The organism is Lysobacter sp. P5_C4 (assembly GCF_054049695.1).
In genome coordinates this window covers 52,863-69,575 of sequence record NZ_JBFULX010000007.1, presented here as the reverse complement: position 1 = coordinate 69,575, position 16,713 = coordinate 52,863, and the positions used below count along the sequence as shown (strand labels likewise).

Below are 16,713 nucleotides of genomic sequence, written 5' to 3'. Positions count from 1 at the left end.
TTAAGGGCAAGGACGCTTCACACCGCGATCGGGGCCTTGATCGCCGCGTGCGGGGTGTAGTCGCGGATCTCGAAGTCGTCGAATACGTAGTCGAAGATCGACGCCGGTTTCCGCAGGATCGCCAGTTTCGGCAGCGGACGGGGCTCGCGCGTGAGTTGCAGGCGCGCTTGTTCGAGATGGTTGTTGTACAGGTGGACGTCGCCACCGACCCAGACGAATTCACCGACCTCCAGGTCGCACTGCTGCGCCACCATGTGCACCAGCAACGCATAGCTGGCGATGTTGAACGGCGTGCCGAGCAGGAAGTCCTGGCTGCGCGCCATCAACATGCACGACAGGCGCCCATCGGCGACGTAGAACTGGAACAGGGTGTGGCACGCGGCCAGCGCCATGCGTCCGTCGCGCACGTTGTCCTGCGGGCTGCGCGATTCGTCGGGAAGATATTCGACGTTCCAGGCGCTGACGATGTGGCGGCGGGAGTTCGGTTTCTTCCGGAGGCCGTCGATCAGCGCGGTGATCTGGTCGATCGTCCCGCCATCGCGCGTGGGCCAACTTCGCCATTGCGCGCCGTACAGCGGGCCCAGGCTGCCGTCCTCGGCCGCCCATTCGTCCCAGATCGTGACGCCGCGCTCCTGCAGGGAGCGCACGTTCGTGTCGCCCTGCAGGAACCACAGCAGCTCGTGGATCACGGATTTCAGATGCAGCTTCTTGGTCGTGACCAGCGGGAAGCCCTCGCGTAGGTCGAACCGCATCATCCGCCCGAACACGCTCAGCGTGCCCGTGCCCGTGCGATCGCCCTTGGGCGTGCCGTGTTCGAGGATTTCGCGCATCAGGTCGAGGTACTGGCGCATCTCAAGCTCCGGAAATCAGGCGACGCGCGGCTGCAGCGTCGGCGCGCGGCGCGACATCCACAACCACACCAGGCCGAGGACGATCAGCGGCAGGCTCAGCACCTGGCCCATCGTGACCCAGCCGAAGGCGAGGTATTGCAGTTGCGCATCGGGCACGCGCACGAATTCGACGAGGAAACGGAACACGCCGTACAGCAGCACGAACAGGCCGGCCACCGCATAACGGGGCCGCGGCTTGCGCGAATACACCCACAGCACGGTGAACAACACGAGCCCTTCGAGGAAGGCCTGGTACAGCTGCGAGGGATGGCGCGCAAAGGCATTCAGCGCGCCGCTGTCGAACAGCCCGCGCAATGCGTCGGGCGACAGGGCGCGGTACTTCGCTTCGAGCGAGGAAGGAAACACGACGCCCCAACCCGCGCCCGTTTCCTTGCCCCACAACTCACCGTTGATGAAGTTGCCCAGGCGCCCGAACCCCAGGCCGGGCGGCACCAGCGGCGCGACGAACTCCAGCGTGTCCACCACGTGCAACGCGTGCTTGCGCGACCACCACCACACCGCGACGACCACGCCCAGCAAACCGCCGTGGAAACTCATGCCGCCTTCCCACACCTTGAGCATCTGCAGGGGATGCGCGATGTACGTCTGGAGGTCGTAGAAGAGGATGTAACCCAGGCGCCCACCGAGCACGACGCCGACCATCGCGTAGAACATCAGGTCGCCGAAGCCCTGCGAATCCACGCCCGGCAGGCGGCCGGCGCGCACTCGGCGGTTGCCGAGCCACCAGGCGACGGCGAAACCGAGCAGGTACATCAAGCCGTACCAGTGGATCTTGAGCGGGCCGATCGCGAAGGCGATCGGATCGGCCTGGAGCAGGTACGTCAAGTCGTGCAAGGCGGGAAATCCGTCGGCGGGCGTCGCCCAATTGTGCAACATCGCGCGTTAGAGGAAGCGCGGTTTGTTGGGGAGCTCGTCGCGGTCTTCGCGCCCGGCGATGCGCGGCGCATGTTCGGCCAACAGGCCGGAGATGGCCTGGATCCCGCGCACGATCGCAGTGGCCGGATCGTCGGAGCGCAGCCCTGCTTCGATCGTGGCGCAGACCGCGCGCCACGCCGCCGGATCGACGCCGCGCAACCCGCGGTCGGCGACGATCTCCAGCCGGTGGTCGGCCAGCAGGACGTAGAGCAGGACGCCGGTGTTGGCCTCGGTATCCCACACGCGCAGCTTGGCGAAGGCCTGCTCGGCGCGTTCGCGCGGATCGGTGCCGCGCAACACGTGGCGCCAGTGCAGCGCCGGTTCGACTGCGAAGCAGATTTCGCCCGAATGTTGCAGCTCGCTGGCGTCGATGGCCGCGGTGATGCGCGCCATCGCGTCGGCCGGCAGCCAGGCCTGGGCGGAGGGTGCGAACAGATGACGAAGCAGGCGCATGGCGATCACCAGCTCCCGGAGGCGCCGCCGCCCCCGCTCATGCCGCCGCCGCCCGACCAGCCACCGCCGCCACCGCCGAAGCCGCCACCGCCGAAGCCGCCGCCGCCCATGCCGCCCCAACCGCCGTGGCGCGCGAAGCGGCCGCGCGGACCATTGCCGGCGAGCCCGATGAACAAGCCGATGACGCCGCCGAGGCCACCGGCGACCAGGCTGGCCGCGATCAGCCAGGCGATGCCGCCCGCCACCCCGCCGCCGACGATCCCGCGAATGCCCGCCGGCAGGAAGCCGAATATCCCGCGGGCCACCTGGGCAACGAGGAATGCGGCGAACAAGGCGAACAGGAAGTTGTGGCCGCCGCCGCCATCGCGCGCGGGGGCGTTGTCCGCCATCGGCGCGGGCAGGGGTTCGCCGTCGATCAGTTTCACCAGCGCCGCGCTCCCGTCGATCAATCCGCCGCCGTAGTCGTTGGCGCGGAATTTCGGCACGAAGTATTCCTGGATCACGCGGTTGGCGATCGCATCGGGAATCGCGCCCTCGAGCCCGTAGCCCGGTTCGATGCGCACGCGGCGGTCTTCCTTCGCCACGACGATCAGCACGCCATCGTCCACGCCCTTGCGCCCGAGCTTGAACTGCTCGAACGCGCGCACGGTGTACTGCTCGATGGTTTCCGGCTGCGTGGTCGGCACCAGCAGGATCTGCAGTTGCGACCCCTTGCGCTGCCGCAGCGCGCGCGCCTGCGCATCCAGCGCGGATACCTGCGTGGAATCGAGCGTGCCCGTCGTGTCGATCACCGGCTTGTCGAGCGCGGGGATCGCGGCGAGCTGCTGCGCGAAGGCCGGCGCGCATGCGAACAGCAGGCACGCCAGCCACGTGGCGAGGAAACGACGCATCAGCACGAAGGCATCAACGCGTCGACGCGGCCGGCGGCGCAGGGTTCGCCGCGCCGAAGTCGACGCTGGGCGCATTGGAGATCGCCGCTTCGTTCTCGACGGTGAAGTTCGGCTTTTCCTTGTGCCCGAACATCTTCGCCGTGAAGTTCTGCGGGAACTGCCGGATGTAGGTGTTGTAGTCCTGCACGGACGAAATGTAGCGGCCGCGCGCGACCGTGATGCGGTTTTCCGTGCCTTCCAGTTGCGCCTGCAGGTCGCGGAAGGACTGGTCGGACTTGAGGTTCGGGTAGTTCTCGGTCACCACCATCAGGCGGGAGAGCGCCTGGGACAGATCGCCCTGCGCCTTCTGGAATGCCGCCAGCGAAGCGGCGTCCTCGGCGTTGACGTTGATCTGGCCGACTTTCGCGCGCGCTTCGGTCACGCGGATGAGGACCTCGCGCTCTTGCGCGGCATAGCCCTTCACGGTGTTGACCAGGTTGGGGATGAGGTCGGCGCGGCGCTTGTACTGGTTCAGCACTTCAGACCAGGCGGCCTTGGTCGCCTCGTCCTTCGACTGGATCTGGTTGTAGCCGCAGCCCGAGAGGAGCGTCAGCACGAACACGAGCATCAGGGCGCGCAGGCCCGTCGAAACGTTCGACGTGGGGCGCAGGGACATCGATCGCATGGCAGGGAGCTCCGCGTGGGGGACGCGGCATTCCATCACCGGCGGTGTGTCGCCGCAATCAAGACGGCGCCGCACCCCGTCGGGGGTGCGGGCCGGTCAGGGCGCCAGGCTCCGCCGGGCGGATCGGTGCCGGGCCCAGAGGTTCAGGCATTCGACCAGGGCCGAGAAGCCCATCGCGCCGTAGAGGTAGCCCTTCGGGATGTGCATTTCGAAGCCGTCGAGGACCAGGTACGCACCCACCAGCACGATGAAGGCGAGCGCCAGCATCTTGATCGTCGGGTGGCGCTCGATGAAGTGGCCCAGCGGCGTGGCCGCCAGCAGCATCACGGCGACCGCCAGCAGGATCGCGCCGACCATGATCGTCGTGTGGTTGGCCATGCCGACCGCGGCGATGACCGAGTCGAGCGAGAAGACGATGTCGATGATCGCGATCTGCGCGATCACCATGCCGAAGGACGCCAATGGCTTGGTGTGGATGTCTTCCGCTTCGTCCTCGCCGGCCACGAGGTCGCGGATCTCCATGATGCCCTTCACCACCAGGAACACGCCGCCGAGGATCAGCACCAGGTCGCGCATCGAAATGCCCTGGCCGAACAGCGAGAACAGGTCGGACGTGAGGCCCGCGAGCCACGCAAGCGTGAGCAGCAGCAGGATGCGGGTGATGCACGCGACCGCGATGCCGAACTTGCGCGCCTTCTCGCGCTTCTCGTGCGGCAGCTTGCTGACTGCGATCGAAATGAACACGAGATTGTCGATGCCGAGCACGATCTCGATCGCACTCAGGGTGAACAAGGTGAGCCAGGCCTGTGGGTCGGCCAACCAATCGAACATCGGATTCCTCTACGTATTCGGTTACAGCGTCGTCAGAAGTACCGCGGACCCAGGATCAGGCCCCACACCAGCAGGAAGTTGAGCATCAGCACGAACACCGCCGCCGAGCCCATGTCCTTCGCGCGCCCGGCCAGTTCATGGAACTCCGGGCCATAACGTTCGATCACCGCTTCGATGGACGAGTTCAACAATTCCACGCCCATCACCAGCAACCCGCTGCCGACCAGCAGCGCGCGCTCGACGCCCGACTGCCCGAGCCAAAGCCCGAGCGGGCCGAGCACGGCGAAGAGGCAGACCTCGAGCCGGAACGACGACTCGTGGAGCCACGCCGCCCGCAGGCCCTGCATCGACCACGTCGCCGCCTTCAGGATCCTTCCGGGACCGCGGGGCATATGCCCGAATTGGTCGGCCATGACGATCATCGGACGCGGCGAACCGCAAGAAGCCGGGATTCTGCCACGTCGACGCGGGCCACGGCGACCGCGAAAGGTCCCGGTCACCGACCCGTAACGTTTGCCGGCGCACGGTGCGCGCTTCCCAGCCGGAGGTGCCGCCATGGCCGTCAGCCCCATTCCCGAGGGCTATCACACCGTGAATGCCTACCTCATCGTGGATGACGCGGCGCGGGCCATCGATTTCTACACGGCCGCATTCGGGGCGAAGGAACTCTACCGACTGCCCGTCCCAGGCCCCGACGGCGCCGAACGAATCGGCCACGCCGAGATCCGCATCGGCGACACCAACCTGATGCTCTGCGACGAGTGGCCGGACATGGGTGCGCTCGGCCCGAAACGCCGCGGCGGCGCGACGACGAGCTTCGTCATCTACGGGCCGGACTGCGACGCGGCCTACGACCAGGCGGTCAAGGCCGGTGCCTCGATGGACAAACCGCTCGCCGATCAGTTCTGGGGCGACCGCATGGGCACGGTGATCGACCCCTTCGGCCACAAGTGGACGCTGGGCACGCACAAGGAAGATGTCTCCCCCGAGGAACTCGCTTCGCGCATGAAGGAATGGTCGAAGGCGCAATCCGCGCAGGCCGACATTCCCTGACGCATGCGCTTGATCAGTGCTTCGAAGCTTCGTCGCGATAGATCGCGACGCCGCGCGAACCATCCGGCTTGATCCACGCGCGATACATGCCCGCAGTGTTGAACGGCATCGCGATGTTGCCCTGCGCATCGAGTGCGATCGCGCCGCCGTCGCCGCCCATCGCGGGCACGATCTTGTCGACCACTTCTTCGGCGGCCACCGCCAGCGAATCGCCTTTGTAGGCCACGCGCGCGCAGATGTCGTGCGCGACCGCCGCGCGGATGTAGAACTCGCCCCAGCCCGTGCCCGATACGCCGCAGCGTGCATCGGCCCACGTGCCCGCGCCGATGATCGGCGAATCGCCCACGCGACCGTAGCGCTTGTTGGTCATGCCACCGGTGCTCGTGCCCGCGGCGATGTGGCCCTGTGCGTCCAGCGCCACTGCCCCAACGGTGCCGAAATGCGTGCCCGGAAAATCGACACCGGCTTGCTTGTTGGCTTTCTCAGCGGCCTGCGCGTCTTCGAGTTGCTTGCGCCGGTTGTCGGTGTCGAACCAGGCGTTCGGCACGCGTTCGATGTCCGGCTGCGAATCGGCGAACTTTTCCGCGCCCGCGCCCGCGAGCATCACGTGACTGGAATGTTCCATCACCGCGCGCGCGAGATTGATCGGGCTGCGCACCGTCGTCACACCTGCGACCGCACCGGCGCGCTGCGTATGCCCTTCCATCAGCGAGGCGTCGAGTTCGTGCTTCCCGTCGGCGTTGAACACCGCGCCCTTGCCCGCGTTGAAGTGCGGGTCTTCCTCGAGCACGCGGATGGTGGCGACGACCGCATCGAGCGCGCTGCCGCCCCCGGAGAGGACCGCGTTGCCCGCGTCGAGCGCCTTGCCGAGCGCGGCACGGACCTGCGCTTCTTCTTCCTTCGACATCGAGCCGCGTTCGATCACGCCCGCGCCGCCGTGGATGACGAGTGCGGTCTTCGGTTTGGCGGACGCTTCAGCGTGCACGGTCGTCGCGAAGGCGCAGGACAGCAGGGCCAGGGCAAGCAGTGAGTGGCGGCGCATGTCGTTCTCCGGAAGGCATGCGCCGGAGCATAGCGCTACTGTTGTCGCAGCGCTTCGATGGGATCCAGCAGCGAGGCCTTGCGCGCCGGGTAGTAGCCGAAGAACAACCCGGTCGCGATCGAAAACGCCGCCGCCAGGCCCACGACGTTCGCGTTCACCTGCACCGGCAGGTCGCTGAACTTGCCCACCAGCAGTGCGCCTGCAATCCCGATGGCGATGCCGATGACGCCGCCGATCATCGAGATCAGCATCGCTTCGGCGAGGAACTGCCTGCGCACATCGCGCGGTCCCGCGCCGACCGCCATGCGCAAACCGATTTCGCGGATACGCTCGGTCACCGACACCAGCATGATGTTCATGATCCCGATGCCGCCGATGACCAGGCAGATCGTCGCCACCGCACCGAGCAGCTTCGACATCAGATTGGTGGTGGCCGTGCGCGTGCTGATGATCTCGGCGATGTTGCGCACGTTGAAGTCGTCGTCGGCGCCCGGCTGGATCTTGTGCCGCTGCCGCAACAAGCCTTCCACTTCGCCCTGCACGTAATCCAGGTCGTTCGCATTCGCCACGCCGAGGGCGATCTGCATCACCGCGCCGGGCGGCAGGCCGTTCGCGCCCATCAGGCGGCGGCGCGCGGTTTGCAGCGGCACGACCACGACATCGTCCTGGTCCTGCCCGAAGCCTCCCTGTCCCTTCGGCTTCAAGGTGCCGACCACGGTGAACGGCACGCGCCCGATGCGGATCGTCTGCCCGAGCGGATCGTCTTCGCCGAACAATTGGCGCCGCACCGTTTCGCCGAGGATCACGTCCTTCGCCGCACCCGTGTACGCGCGCGCATCGAACCCGGCTCCACTGGCGATCTTCCACCCGTTGATGTCGAACCAGTCGGCTTCCACGCCCTGCCAACTGCTCGACCAGTTGTTCTCCGCGTACACCAGCTGGCTGCTGCCGCGCAGGCTGCCGGCGACGTACTGCACTTCGGGAATCTCGCTGCGGATCGCGTGCGCATCGTCTTCGGTGAGCGTGAACGTGTTGCCGCTGCCGATGCGCACGCCACCGAACCCGCGGCCCGAACCGGCGCTGATGTCCAGGCGATTGGAACCGAGCCCCGCCACCATCTTGTCGATCTCCGCCTGCGTCCCCTGCCCCACCGACACCATGACGATCACCGCCGCGATGCCGATGATCACGCCGAGCGAAGTGAGCGCGCTGCGCATCCAGTTGCCGCGCAATGCGTAGAACGCGGTGCGCAGGATTTCCATCGGATTCATGCGCGCGCCTCTTCGGTCAACAGGCCGTCGCGCATCGTGAAGATGCGGTCGCAATGGTGCGCGACATCCGGATCGTGCGTGATCAGCACCACCGTGTGGTCTTCCTGTTGCAGGCGTTTGAAGAGCGCGAGGATTTCCTCGCCGGTTTTCGAATCGAGCGCGCCGGTGGGTTCATCGGCCAGCAGGATCGGCGGACGATTGATCAGCGCGCGTGCGATCGCGACGCGTTGCTGCTGGCCGCCCGACATCTCGCTCGGGCGGTGATGCTCGCGATTGCCGAGTCCGACCGCTTCGAGCGCTTCATGCGCGCGCTGCAGTCGCTCGTCGCGATGCACGTTCGCGTAGCCCATCGGCATCGCGACGTTTTCCAGCGCATCCATCCGTGGCAACAGGTTGAAGCCCTGGAAGACGAAACCGATCTTCTCCAGCCGCAGTCGCGCGCGCCCTTCGGCATCCAGTGATGCGACATCCACGCCGGCGCACCGGTAGGTGCCGTTGCTCGGCGTGTCCAGGCAACCGAGCAGGTTCATCAAGGTCGATTTGCCCGAACCCGACGGCCCCATGATCGCGACGAATTCGCCGCGCCCGATGCGCAGGTCCACGTCGCGCAGCGCGACGACTTCCGCTTCGCTGCCTTCGGCGTAGACCTTGCCGAGCGCCCGGGTTTCGATCACCGACGCATCGCGCTCCGGATCACGGAGGAGGGACTTCATTGCGCGGACTTCTGCGGAGCACGTTCGGCGCCGACGATGATCGTGTCGCCCGCGGCGATGTCGCCCGAGACTTCGGTGTTCGACCCATCCGACACGCCAACGCGCACCATCGCCATCTGCGGCTTGCCGTCGACGAGCTTGTAGATCGGCGCGCGACGCGCACCGACCAGGCCCGCGACACCCGCATCCCACTGCGTGCGCTGCTGGTCGCGGAGCGTCGCGCGGAACGTGGCGAACTGCTGGTTGAAGCGCTCCAGCATCTTCTGCCGCATCGCCGGGTTCGCGCCACCACCGTTGTTGTTGCCGCCCGCGGTGCCGCCGCCCGGCCCGCGACCGAACAGCGCACTGCCGCCGCCCTGCTGCGTTGCCGCGGGCGCCTGGCGCGCGGCCATGCGAGCGCGCATCTGCTCGAGCGCTCCGTCGAAGGCCGCTTGTTGCGCGGGATCCAGCCGCAACGACGCGGCGAGTTTCGGCAGTTCGCCGGCCAGCGCGCCGCGCGATTGGCCGGGGGTGGCATCGCTGGACGTCGCATCGTCCGCAGGCTTGAAGCGCAATGCCGCGTTCGGGAGTTTCAGCACGTCGTCGCGGCGGCTGACTTCGATCTCCGCGTTCGCGGTCATGCCGGGCAGCAGCACTTCGTCGCGGTTGTCCACCGACACGACCACCGGATAGGTGATCACGTTGCTCGTGTTGGTCGCCGACAGGCGCACCTGCTGCACCGTGCCACGGAAGGCGCGATCGGGGAACGCATCGACGGTGAAGTTCACGCCCTGGCCCGACTTCACCTGGCCGATGTCGGCCTCGTCGATCTGCAGCACGATCTCCATCTTCGAGAGGTCTTCGGCGATTTGGAACAACACCGGCGCCTGCAGGCTCGCAGCGACGGTCTGGCCCGGTTCGATCGAACGCGTCAGCACCACGCCGTCGACCGGCGAGCGGATCACCGTGCGCTGCAGGTTGAGTTGCGAGGTCTGCGTGGAGGCTTGCTGCTGCGTGATCTGCGCCTGCGCGGCGGCGACCTGGGCGCGTGCCTGGTCGCGCGCGGATTTGGCGAGGTCCAGATCGCTGCGCGCGATGAGCTGATCCTTCGACAGGCCGGCCTTGCGCGTGTAATCGGCTTCGGCGTTGGCGAGCGAAGCGCGCGCGGTTTCGAGATTGGCGCGAGCGCTGGACACCGACGCCGCGCCCTGCGCGATCTGCGCCTGGTACGTGCTCGGGTCGATGCGCGCGAGCACCTGGTCCTTCCTGACGCGATCGTTGTAATCGACCAGCACGTCGGTCACCTGGCCGGAGATCTGGCTGCCGACATCGACCGTGGAGATCGCACTGAGCGTGCCCGTTGCGGAGATCGCCACGCGGATGTCGCCGCGCTCCACGGCAGCCGTGCGGAACGCGCCTTGCGCGGCCTGCGCGTTGCGCTGGGTCCACCACCAACCAACGGTGATGAGCGCAACGAGGACCAGGACCACCGCCACGGAGCGCGGCGGGAGGGCGAAACGCTTCTTGCGGGCGGGCGCGGGACGGGAAGCAGGCATGCGGAAAGCTTGGATCCGGGGGGAGGGGTGTCGACGGCGGGAACGCACGGTAGCGCGGCGCGTTGACCACGCGCCACGCGCAAGGTTCCGCGGTTCAGGGAACGAACTGGATCGTCGCCAACGTGCCGCTGCCGGGCACGCTCTCGAGCACCACCGGCCAGCCGAAGCGTTCGCCAAGGCGACGCACGACCGACAACCCCAGCCCCATGCCGCCCGTGTCCTGGTCGGCGCGATAGAACGGATCGAAAGCACGCTGCAGCGTTTCGCGCGTCATGCCGATGCCCGTGTCGCGCACGGTCACGCGGTCCTTGCCGATGCGCACTTCGATGTCGCCCTGGTCGGTGTACTGGCAGGCATTGCTGAGCAGGTTGCCGACCATCACCGCGAGCACGCGCGAGGGCGCGTGCAATTCCGGGCTGGCGTCCTTGATCACTTTCAGCGCCACCGGCTTGCCGTGGAGCAGCGGCTGCACCTTCTCGACTTCCTCGTCGATGATGTCCGACACCACGAAATGCTCCGACTGCGGTTCGATGTCGGCTTCGCGCGCGAGGATCAGGAAGGCGTCGATGACCGCTTCCATGTCGCGGCTCGCGCGCTGGATGCGACGGAGCGATCGCTCGCCGCGTGCGCTGAGATCGCGCTCGGCTTCGAGAAGATCCGCAGCCACGCGGATCACCGTCAGCGGCGTGCGCAGCTCATGGCTTGCATCCCTGGTGAAGTTTCTTTCGCGCGCGACGAAGGATTCGACGCGTTCGCCCAGCGTGTGCAGGGCCTTCGCGAGTTGTCGCGCCTCGCCGCTCCCGATGTCCGCCGGCAGGCGATGCGGTGCGAGCGCATCGATGTTCGGTTGTCGTGGATCCCAGGCCGCCACTTCGCGCGCGAGCCAGTTGACCGGCGTGACCAACCGTTTGGACACGCGATAGGTCAGTAGCGACACCGCGAACACGGCGGCCAGCCCCAAAGCGACCGGCAGCACCGCGTAGGCATACATCAGCCGGTCGATGCGGTCCTGGTCGTACACGATGTAGAGCGTGCCGCCCCCGCCCTTCGCCACGCGGACCTGGAGGTCGCGCGTGCGCAGGTCGTGGTGGCCGACGGGCAACTGCGCGATGCCTGCGGGCAACCCGACCGGCATGTCGCCGTCGGGCACGAACCAGCTTTTGAAGTTGCGCCCGTGCGGCAACGCGTACGCCGAGTTGTTCGCCTTTTGCGCAAAGAAGTCCGCCGCCTCGGCTTCCGAGGCGGAGCGGACGAATCCGACCCGTATCACCAGCGACACCAGCCAGCCCGCGATCACGACCGCGAGGCTGACCAGCACCACCTGGAGAAGAAAGGCGATCCGGATCTTGCGTGGCAACCCTTGGGGCACTGGAACCTCAGGCCGGGGGCTGTTCGATATCCGCGATCCTGTACCCGGCGCTCTGCACGGTGTGCAGCAGGGGCTTCTCGAACGGCTTGTCGATGGTCTTGCGGAGGTTGTACAGATGGCTGCGGAGCGTGTCGGAATCGGGCAGGCCATTGCCCCAGATTTCGCGCTCGATTTCCTGGCGGCTCACCACGCGCGGCGATTCGCGCATCAGGATGGTCAGCAGCTTCAGCCCGATCGGCGAGAGTTGCAGTTCGCTGCCGGCGCGCGTGGCGCGCAGCGAGGCCGGGTCGAGCACGAGGTCGGCGACCTTGAGCACTTCGGCGCCGACCTGGCGGCGCTCGCGGCGGATCAGGGCGCGCAGGCGCGCTTCCAGTTCCTGGATCGCAAAGGGTTTGGTGAGGTAGTCGTCGGCGCCGACGCCGAGGCCCGTGAGCTTCTCGTCGAGGGTGTCGCGGGCGGTCAGCATCAGGACCGGCGTCGACTTGCGCGCTTCCTCGCGGAGGCGCTTGCACACTTCCAGGCCGTCCAGGCGCGGAAGCATCAGGTCGAGGACGATCACGTCGTAACTGTTCTCGGCCGCGAGGCGATAGCCGTCGAGCCCGTCGGAGGCATAGTCGACTTCGAAACCCCGGCCTTCGAGGTACTCGCCGACCATTTCCGAAATGTTGCGGTTGTCTTCGACAATGAGGACGAGGCCAGCGGGTTCTTCACTGCTGCGCATGGGAGGGGCTCCTGGGTGGGTCTTCAGGTTCGTGAAGGTGCCCGCCCCGGGGTCGAGACTCCGTGAAGAAGCTCATCGGCGTCAATATCCGTGCCATTTCCGCCCCTTCGAGGAGCCCCCGCTCATGAGTTTTGACCGCCTGGTCCCGATCCTGTTGCTCCTGGGGTCCAACGTTTTCATGACCTTCGCCTGGTACGGGCACCTGAAATACAAGTCCGCGCCCCTGGCCCTGGCGATCTTCGCCAGTTGGGGGATCGCGTTGTTCGAGTACTCGCTGATGGTGCCGGCCAACCGCTGGGGCAGTGCGGTGTACTCGGCGCCGCAGCTCAAGGGGATGCAGGAGGTGATCACGCTGGTCGTGTTCGCCGGGTTCTCCGCCTGGTATCTCGGGCAGCCGTTGCGGTGGAATCACTGGGCGGGGTTTGCGTTGATTGCGGTGGCGGCGTGGTTGATCTTCCTGGAGCCTTGAAGCGCGCACAAAAAAAGCGACGACACCTTGCGATGTCGTCGCTTCGATTTCGACCCCCGCCTTCGCGGGGATGACGCGCGCGGTTACTTCTTCAACCGCTTCGCGATCGCGGCACCCAGGTCGCCCGGCGACTTCACCGTGGTGACCCCGGCCTTCTCCATCGCTTCGAACTTGCCTTCGGCCGTGCCCTTGCCGCCGGAGGCGATCGCGCCGGCGTGGCCCATGCGCTTGCCCTTTGGCGCGGAGGCACCGGCGATGAAGCCGACGACCGGCTTGGTCACGTATTGCGAGATGAACTCGGCGGCTTCTTCCTCGGCGCTGCCGCCGATTTCGCCGACCATGATGATGCCCTGCGTCTGCGGGTCGTCCTGGAACCAGCGCAGCGCGTCGATGAAGTTCGTGCCGTTGATCGGGTCGCCGCCGATGCCGATGCAGGTCGACTGGCCGAGGCCGACATCCGTCGTCTGCTTCACCGCCTCATACGTCAGCGTGCCCGAACGCGACACGATGCCCACCACGCCCGGCTTGTGGATGTGGCCGGGCATGATGCCGATCTTGCACTCGCCCGGCGTGATCACGCCCGGGCAGTTCGGGCCGACGAGCACGACGTCTTCGTAACCGTTGAGCGCGTTCTTGACGCGCAGCATGTCGAGCACCGGGATGCCTTCGGTGATGCAGACGATGACCTTGATGCCCGCGTCGGCGGCTTCCATGATCGCGTCGGCCGCGAACGGCGGCGGCACGTAGATGACGGAGGCGTCGGCGTCGGTGGCTTCCACCGCTTCGCGCACGGTGTTGAAGACCGGCAGGTCCAGGTGCTGCGTGCCGCCCTTGCCGGGCGTGACGCCGCCGACGACCTGGGTGCCGTAGTCGATCATCTGTTCGGCGTGGAAGGTGCCCTGCGAGCCGGTGAAGCCCTGCACGATCACCTTGGTGTTCTTGTCGATCAAAACGCTCATGGTTTCGTGGTGTCCTTACTTGCCGGCCGCGGCCGCAACGGCCTTCTTCGCGCCGTCGTTGATGTCGTCGGCTGCGATGATCGCCAGGCCCGAATTCTTGAGGATCTCTTTGCCGGCTTCGACGTTGGTGCCTTCCAGGCGCACGATCACCGGCACCTTGACGTCGACTTCCTTGACCGCCGCGATGATGCCCTCGGCGATCATGTCGCAGCGGACGATGCCGCCGAAGATGTTCACGAAGATCGCCTTGATGTGCGCGTCGCGCAGGATCAGCTTGAAGGCTTCGGTGACGCGTTCCTTCGTGGCGCCGCCGCCGACGTCGAGGAAGTTCGCCGGCTCGCCGCCATTGAGCTTGATGACGTCCATCGTCGCCATCGCAAGACCGGCGCCGTTGACCATGCAACCGATGTTGCCGTCCATCGTGACGTAGTTGAGATCGTGCTGGCTCGCCAGCACTTCGGTCTCGTCTTCCTGGCGGATGTCGCGCATCGCGGCCAGTTCCGGATGGCGGAAGGTCGCGTTGTCGTCGGAATTGATCTTGCCGTCGAGGACCGCGAGGTTGCCGTCGGTCATGATCGCCAACGGGTTGAGTTCGACGAGCGCCAGGTCCTTCTCGTTGAACAGCTTCGCCAGGCCCAGCATGATCTTCGTCAGCTGGTTCACCTGCTTCGCGTCCAGGCCCAGGCCGAAGCCCATCTCGCGGCACTGGTAGGGCTGCAGGCCCTGCACGTAGTTCACGTGCAGCGTCTTGATCGCGTCGGGGTTCTCTTCGGCGGTCTTTTCGATTTCAACGCCGCCTTCGGCCGAGGCGATGAAGGTGATGGCCTTGCTCGAACGGTCGACCAGCACCGAGAGGTAGAGCTCCTTGGCGATGTCGGTGGCCTGCGTGACCAGCACGCAGTCGACGGGCAGTGCGACGCCGGCGGACTGGTAGGTCTCCATCTTCGTGCCGAGCATGCCCTTGGCATATTCGCGCACCTGGTCGAAGGTCTTGGCGAGCTTGACGCCACCGGCCTTGCCGCGGCCGCCTGCATGGATCTGGGCCTTGACGACCCAGAAGTCGCCGCCGATGGCCTTGGCGGCGTCGACCGCTTCTTCAGGCGTTCGGGCGACGCGCCCTGCCGGGACCGCGATGCCGTAATCGGCAAACAACTGCTTCGCCTGGTATTCGTGGAAGTTCATGGGGGGTTGCGCGCGAAAAGGGGCGGTATTGTCGCCGAAGCGGGACCCCCGGGGCAAAGCCGCCTCCCCCTATACTCCGGCCAACCTCATCGGGGACCCCCGCTTGCCGCGCACGCCCGCCCCCGCCACCACGCAGAGCGCGCTTCGCCGCGAGCTCTATCTATTCACCCTTTACCGTGCGCTGGAAGCCGGCCTCCTCGCCCTGGTCGTCTTCAGCCCGTTCGGCGATTACTTCGCCGAACCGGCGCTGCCGATGCTCGGGCGCATGGCGGCCACCGGTTACCTCGTCGCCGCGATCGTGCTGCTCTATACCGGTCGCAGGGGCACGCTGAAGGTGCAGGCGCTGGCCGGCGTGCTGGTCGACATCGCGGCCGCGACCCTGGCGATGCATGCCCTGCCCAACGCCGCCTCGGGCGTGGCGCTGATGCTGTTGTTCAACGTGGGCGCGGCGGCGCTGTTCCTGTCGATGCGCACGGGCATCGCGATCGCGGCGTTCGCCGGCGTGGCGCTGATCCTCGAATACCTGTGGAGCGGAGCCGAAGGCGTGGCCTCCGCGCGGCAGCCTGCCGAGCTGTTGATGTACACAATCAGCTTCGTCGCCGTGGGCACGCTGACCAACCTGCTCGGGCGGCAGATGCGCGCGAGCGTCGCGCTCGCCGAGCACCGCGGCGCGCAGGCCGCGAACATGGCGGAAGTCAGCGAGTTGATCATCCGCCGCATGCGCACCGGCGTGCTGCTCGTCGATGGGCAAGGCGCGGTGCGCCTGGCGAACGAAGCGGCATTGCTGGTGATCGCCGGCTCGCAGGGCGATGCGCTGCATGCGCTCTCGCCGGACCTGGACCGTCGCCTGCGTCGCTGGCGCCACGACGGCGTGGCCGACGAAACGCCGATGCAATTCGGCCCCGATTTGCCGGAAATCGTGCCGCGCTTCACGCGCCTGCTGGCCGACAGCGACCAGTCGCTGGTCTTCCTGGACGACACCTCCCTGCTTTCGCGCCGCGCCGAATCACTGACGCTCGCGACGCTGGGCCGTTTCTCCGCAAGCCTCGCGCACGAGATCCGCAATCCGCTCGCGGCGATCAGCTACGCGACGCAATTGCTGGAAGAGTCGAAGGAAATCCTCGACGCCGATCGACGCCTGCTGGAGATCATCCACCAGCAGACGCAGCGCATGAACGGGATCGTCGAGAACGTGCTCGGCCTGGCGCGGCGCGAACGTGCGCAGCCCGAATACGTGGAACTGGTCGGCTTCGCGCGACGCTTCATCGAGGAGTACCGCACCAACCATCCGCTCGAAGGCGACACGCTGCAGGTCAGCGCCGACCAGGCGGCCGTGCCCGCGCTGGCCGACCCGCGCCAGTTGCACCAGGTGTTCGTCGCGCTGGTCCACAACGCGCTGACCTACGGCCGCATGCCGGGCGAACCTGCGCGCGTGCACCTGCACGTCTCCAATGCGCACGGCCCGCAGGTCGACGTGCAGGATCGCGGGCCGGGCATCCCCGAAATGGTGGCCTCGCAGTTGTTCCGCCCCTTCTTCACCACCTCCGGCCATGGCACGGGCCTGGGGCTCTACATCGCGCGCGAGTTGTGCCGGGCGAACCAGGCCACGCTGGAATACGTGGCGTTGCCGGGCGGCGGCTGCTGCTTCCGGATCCGCCTGGCCGGGCCGCATTCATTGCTGCCGGCGTGACGGGGCGCGCTTCCGCCGCACCCGCGTCGCGGGGTAATGTGTCGC

Annotated in this window: 18 protein-coding genes; 3 read left to right on the top strand and 15 right to left on the bottom strand. The window is 67.0% G+C overall.

Translation table 11 applies throughout. The annotated features are described in order from the left end of the window. Nucleotides 1–17: 17 nt before the first annotated feature. From thyA to ACXJJ8_RS14915, 7 genes are all read right to left on the bottom strand, one after another. On the bottom strand, nucleotides 18–851 hold the full coding sequence (thyA, locus tag ACXJJ8_RS14945) for a thymidylate synthase (protein WP_499031658.1): 834 nt from the start codon (nucleotides 849–851) through the stop codon (nucleotides 18–20). Between the two features lie 15 nt (nucleotides 852–866). Next, on the bottom strand, nucleotides 867–1,736 hold the full coding sequence (lgt, locus tag ACXJJ8_RS14940) for a prolipoprotein diacylglyceryl transferase (protein WP_499031821.1): 870 nt from the start codon (nucleotides 1,734–1,736) through the stop codon (nucleotides 867–869). Between the two features lie 57 nt (nucleotides 1,737–1,793). Next, a complete protein-coding gene (locus tag ACXJJ8_RS14935) occupies nucleotides 1,794–2,279 on the bottom strand; it encodes a TPM domain-containing protein (RefSeq protein WP_499031656.1) in 486 nt (161 codons plus the stop codon). Between the two features lie 5 nt (nucleotides 2,280–2,284). Then, a complete protein-coding gene (locus ACXJJ8_RS14930) occupies nucleotides 2,285–3,169 on the bottom strand; it encodes a TPM domain-containing protein (protein ID WP_499031654.1) in 885 nt (294 codons plus the stop codon). A 13-nt stretch (nucleotides 3,170–3,182) separates the two neighbouring features. Then, the gene (locus tag ACXJJ8_RS14925; RefSeq protein WP_499031819.1) at nucleotides 3,183–3,776 is read right to left on the bottom strand and encodes a LemA family protein; all 594 of its coding nucleotides are present in this window, start codon (nucleotides 3,774–3,776) and stop codon (nucleotides 3,183–3,185) included. A 153-nt stretch (nucleotides 3,777–3,929) separates the two neighbouring features. Further along, a complete protein-coding gene (locus ACXJJ8_RS14920) occupies nucleotides 3,930–4,664 on the bottom strand; it encodes a TerC family protein (protein ID WP_499031651.1) in 735 nt (244 codons plus the stop codon). 32 nt (nucleotides 4,665–4,696) lie between these two features. After that, the gene (locus ACXJJ8_RS14915; protein WP_499031649.1) at nucleotides 4,697–5,077 is read right to left on the bottom strand and encodes a diacylglycerol kinase; all 381 of its coding nucleotides are present in this window, start codon (nucleotides 5,075–5,077) and stop codon (nucleotides 4,697–4,699) included. A 142-nt stretch (nucleotides 5,078–5,219) separates the two neighbouring features. On the opposite strand from ACXJJ8_RS14915, the gene ACXJJ8_RS14910 reads away from it, so the two are divergent. Then, the gene (locus ACXJJ8_RS14910) at nucleotides 5,220–5,717 is read left to right on the top strand and encodes a VOC family protein (protein ID WP_499031646.1); all 498 of its coding nucleotides are present in this window, start codon (nucleotides 5,220–5,222) and stop codon (nucleotides 5,715–5,717) included. A gap of 13 nt (nucleotides 5,718–5,730) precedes the next feature. On the opposite strand, the gene ACXJJ8_RS14905 is transcribed toward ACXJJ8_RS14910, so the two are convergent. The 6 genes from ACXJJ8_RS14905 to ACXJJ8_RS14880 form a co-directional block, all read right to left on the bottom strand. Further along, complete coding sequence (locus tag ACXJJ8_RS14905) at nucleotides 5,731–6,759, bottom strand: isoaspartyl peptidase/L-asparaginase family protein (protein ID WP_499031643.1); 1,029 nt, start codon at nucleotides 6,757–6,759, stop codon at nucleotides 5,731–5,733. Between the two features lie 35 nt (nucleotides 6,760–6,794). Beyond that, nucleotides 6,795–8,030, bottom strand: coding sequence for an ABC transporter permease (locus ACXJJ8_RS14900; RefSeq protein WP_499031639.1), 1,236 nt, complete (start codon nucleotides 8,028–8,030; stop codon nucleotides 6,795–6,797). Beyond that, nucleotides 8,027–8,743: an ABC transporter ATP-binding protein gene (locus ACXJJ8_RS14895; RefSeq protein WP_499031637.1), complete on the bottom strand. Its 717-nt coding sequence runs from the start codon at nucleotides 8,741–8,743 to the stop codon at nucleotides 8,027–8,029. Before ACXJJ8_RS14895 ends, ACXJJ8_RS14900 begins: the two co-directional genes overlap by 4 nt. Continuing rightward, entirely contained in the window at nucleotides 8,740–10,278 is a 1,539-nt protein-coding gene (locus ACXJJ8_RS14890; protein ID WP_499031634.1) for an efflux RND transporter periplasmic adaptor subunit, read from the bottom strand. The genes ACXJJ8_RS14895 and ACXJJ8_RS14890 overlap by 4 nt, the downstream gene beginning before the upstream one ends. A gap of 94 nt (nucleotides 10,279–10,372) precedes the next feature. Continuing rightward, a complete protein-coding gene (locus ACXJJ8_RS14885; RefSeq protein WP_499031631.1) occupies nucleotides 10,373–11,647 on the bottom strand; it encodes a sensor histidine kinase in 1,275 nt (424 codons plus the stop codon). Between the two features lie 7 nt (nucleotides 11,648–11,654). Further along, nucleotides 11,655–12,368: a response regulator transcription factor gene (locus tag ACXJJ8_RS14880; protein ID WP_499031629.1), complete on the bottom strand. Its 714-nt coding sequence runs from the start codon at nucleotides 12,366–12,368 to the stop codon at nucleotides 11,655–11,657. A 124-nt stretch (nucleotides 12,369–12,492) separates the two neighbouring features. On the opposite strand from ACXJJ8_RS14880, the gene ACXJJ8_RS14875 reads away from it, so the two are divergent. Continuing rightward, nucleotides 12,493–12,837, top strand: coding sequence for a DMT family protein (locus tag ACXJJ8_RS14875; RefSeq protein ID WP_499031627.1), 345 nt, complete (start codon nucleotides 12,493–12,495; stop codon nucleotides 12,835–12,837). 83 nt (nucleotides 12,838–12,920) lie between these two features. Here the strand turns inward: ACXJJ8_RS14875 and sucD are convergent, their stop codons facing one another. Together sucD and sucC are read right to left on the bottom strand one after the other, a co-directional pair. Then, entirely contained in the window at nucleotides 12,921–13,796 is an 876-nt protein-coding gene (gene sucD, locus ACXJJ8_RS14870) for a succinate--CoA ligase subunit alpha (protein ID WP_499031624.1), read from the bottom strand. 15 nt (nucleotides 13,797–13,811) lie between these two features. Next, nucleotides 13,812–14,978 (bottom strand): ADP-forming succinate--CoA ligase subunit beta, encoded by a 1,167-nt coding sequence (gene sucC, locus ACXJJ8_RS14865; RefSeq protein WP_499031621.1) that lies wholly within the window; start codon nucleotides 14,976–14,978, stop codon nucleotides 13,812–13,814. 103 nt (nucleotides 14,979–15,081) lie between these two features. Between sucC and ACXJJ8_RS14860 the strand changes: the two genes are divergently transcribed. Continuing rightward, entirely contained in the window at nucleotides 15,082–16,668 is a 1,587-nt protein-coding gene (locus ACXJJ8_RS14860; protein ID WP_499031619.1) for a sensor histidine kinase, read from the top strand. Nucleotides 16,669–16,713: the final 45 nt, after the last annotated feature.

What these genes read in the sequence shown, in the direction of transcription:
- thyA (WP_499031658.1), bottom strand. Translation starts at nt 851, where the DNA reads ATGCGCCAGTACCTCGACCTGATGCGCGAAATCCTCGAACACGGCACG.
- ACXJJ8_RS14935 (WP_499031656.1), bottom strand. Translation starts at nt 2,279, where the DNA reads ATGCGCCTGCTTCGTCATCTGTTCGCACCCTCCGCCCAGGCCTGGCTG.
- ACXJJ8_RS14930 (WP_499031654.1), bottom strand. Translation starts at nt 3,169, where the DNA reads ATGCGTCGTTTCCTCGCCACGTGGCTGGCGTGCCTGCTGTTCGCATGC.
- ACXJJ8_RS14925 (WP_499031819.1), bottom strand. Translation starts at nt 3,776, where the DNA reads ATGCTCGTGTTCGTGCTGACGCTCCTCTCGGGCTGCGGCTACAACCAG.
- ACXJJ8_RS14920 (WP_499031651.1), bottom strand. Translation starts at nt 4,664, where the DNA reads ATGTTCGATTGGTTGGCCGACCCACAGGCCTGGCTCACCTTGTTCACC.
- ACXJJ8_RS14915 (WP_499031649.1), bottom strand. Translation starts at nt 5,077, where the DNA reads ATGGCCGACCAATTCGGGCATATGCCCCGCGGTCCCGGAAGGATCCTG.
- ACXJJ8_RS14910 (WP_499031646.1), top strand. Translation starts at nt 5,220, where the DNA reads ATGGCCGTCAGCCCCATTCCCGAGGGCTATCACACCGTGAATGCCTAC.
- ACXJJ8_RS14905 (WP_499031643.1), bottom strand. Translation starts at nt 6,759, where the DNA reads ATGCGCCGCCACTCACTGCTTGCCCTGGCCCTGCTGTCCTGCGCCTTC.
- ACXJJ8_RS14900 (WP_499031639.1), bottom strand. Translation starts at nt 8,030, where the DNA reads ATGAATCCGATGGAAATCCTGCGCACCGCGTTCTACGCATTGCGCGGC.
- ACXJJ8_RS14895 (WP_499031637.1), bottom strand. Translation starts at nt 8,743, where the DNA reads ATGAAGTCCCTCCTCCGTGATCCGGAGCGCGATGCGTCGGTGATCGAA.
- ACXJJ8_RS14890 (WP_499031634.1), bottom strand. Translation starts at nt 10,278, where the DNA reads ATGCCTGCTTCCCGTCCCGCGCCCGCCCGCAAGAAGCGTTTCGCCCTC.
- ACXJJ8_RS14880 (WP_499031629.1), bottom strand. Translation starts at nt 12,368, where the DNA reads ATGCGCAGCAGTGAAGAACCCGCTGGCCTCGTCCTCATTGTCGAAGAC.
- ACXJJ8_RS14875 (WP_499031627.1), top strand. Translation starts at nt 12,493, where the DNA reads ATGAGTTTTGACCGCCTGGTCCCGATCCTGTTGCTCCTGGGGTCCAAC.
- sucD (WP_499031624.1), bottom strand. Translation starts at nt 13,796, where the DNA reads ATGAGCGTTTTGATCGACAAGAACACCAAGGTGATCGTGCAGGGCTTC.
- sucC (WP_499031621.1), bottom strand. Translation starts at nt 14,978, where the DNA reads ATGAACTTCCACGAATACCAGGCGAAGCAGTTGTTTGCCGATTACGGC.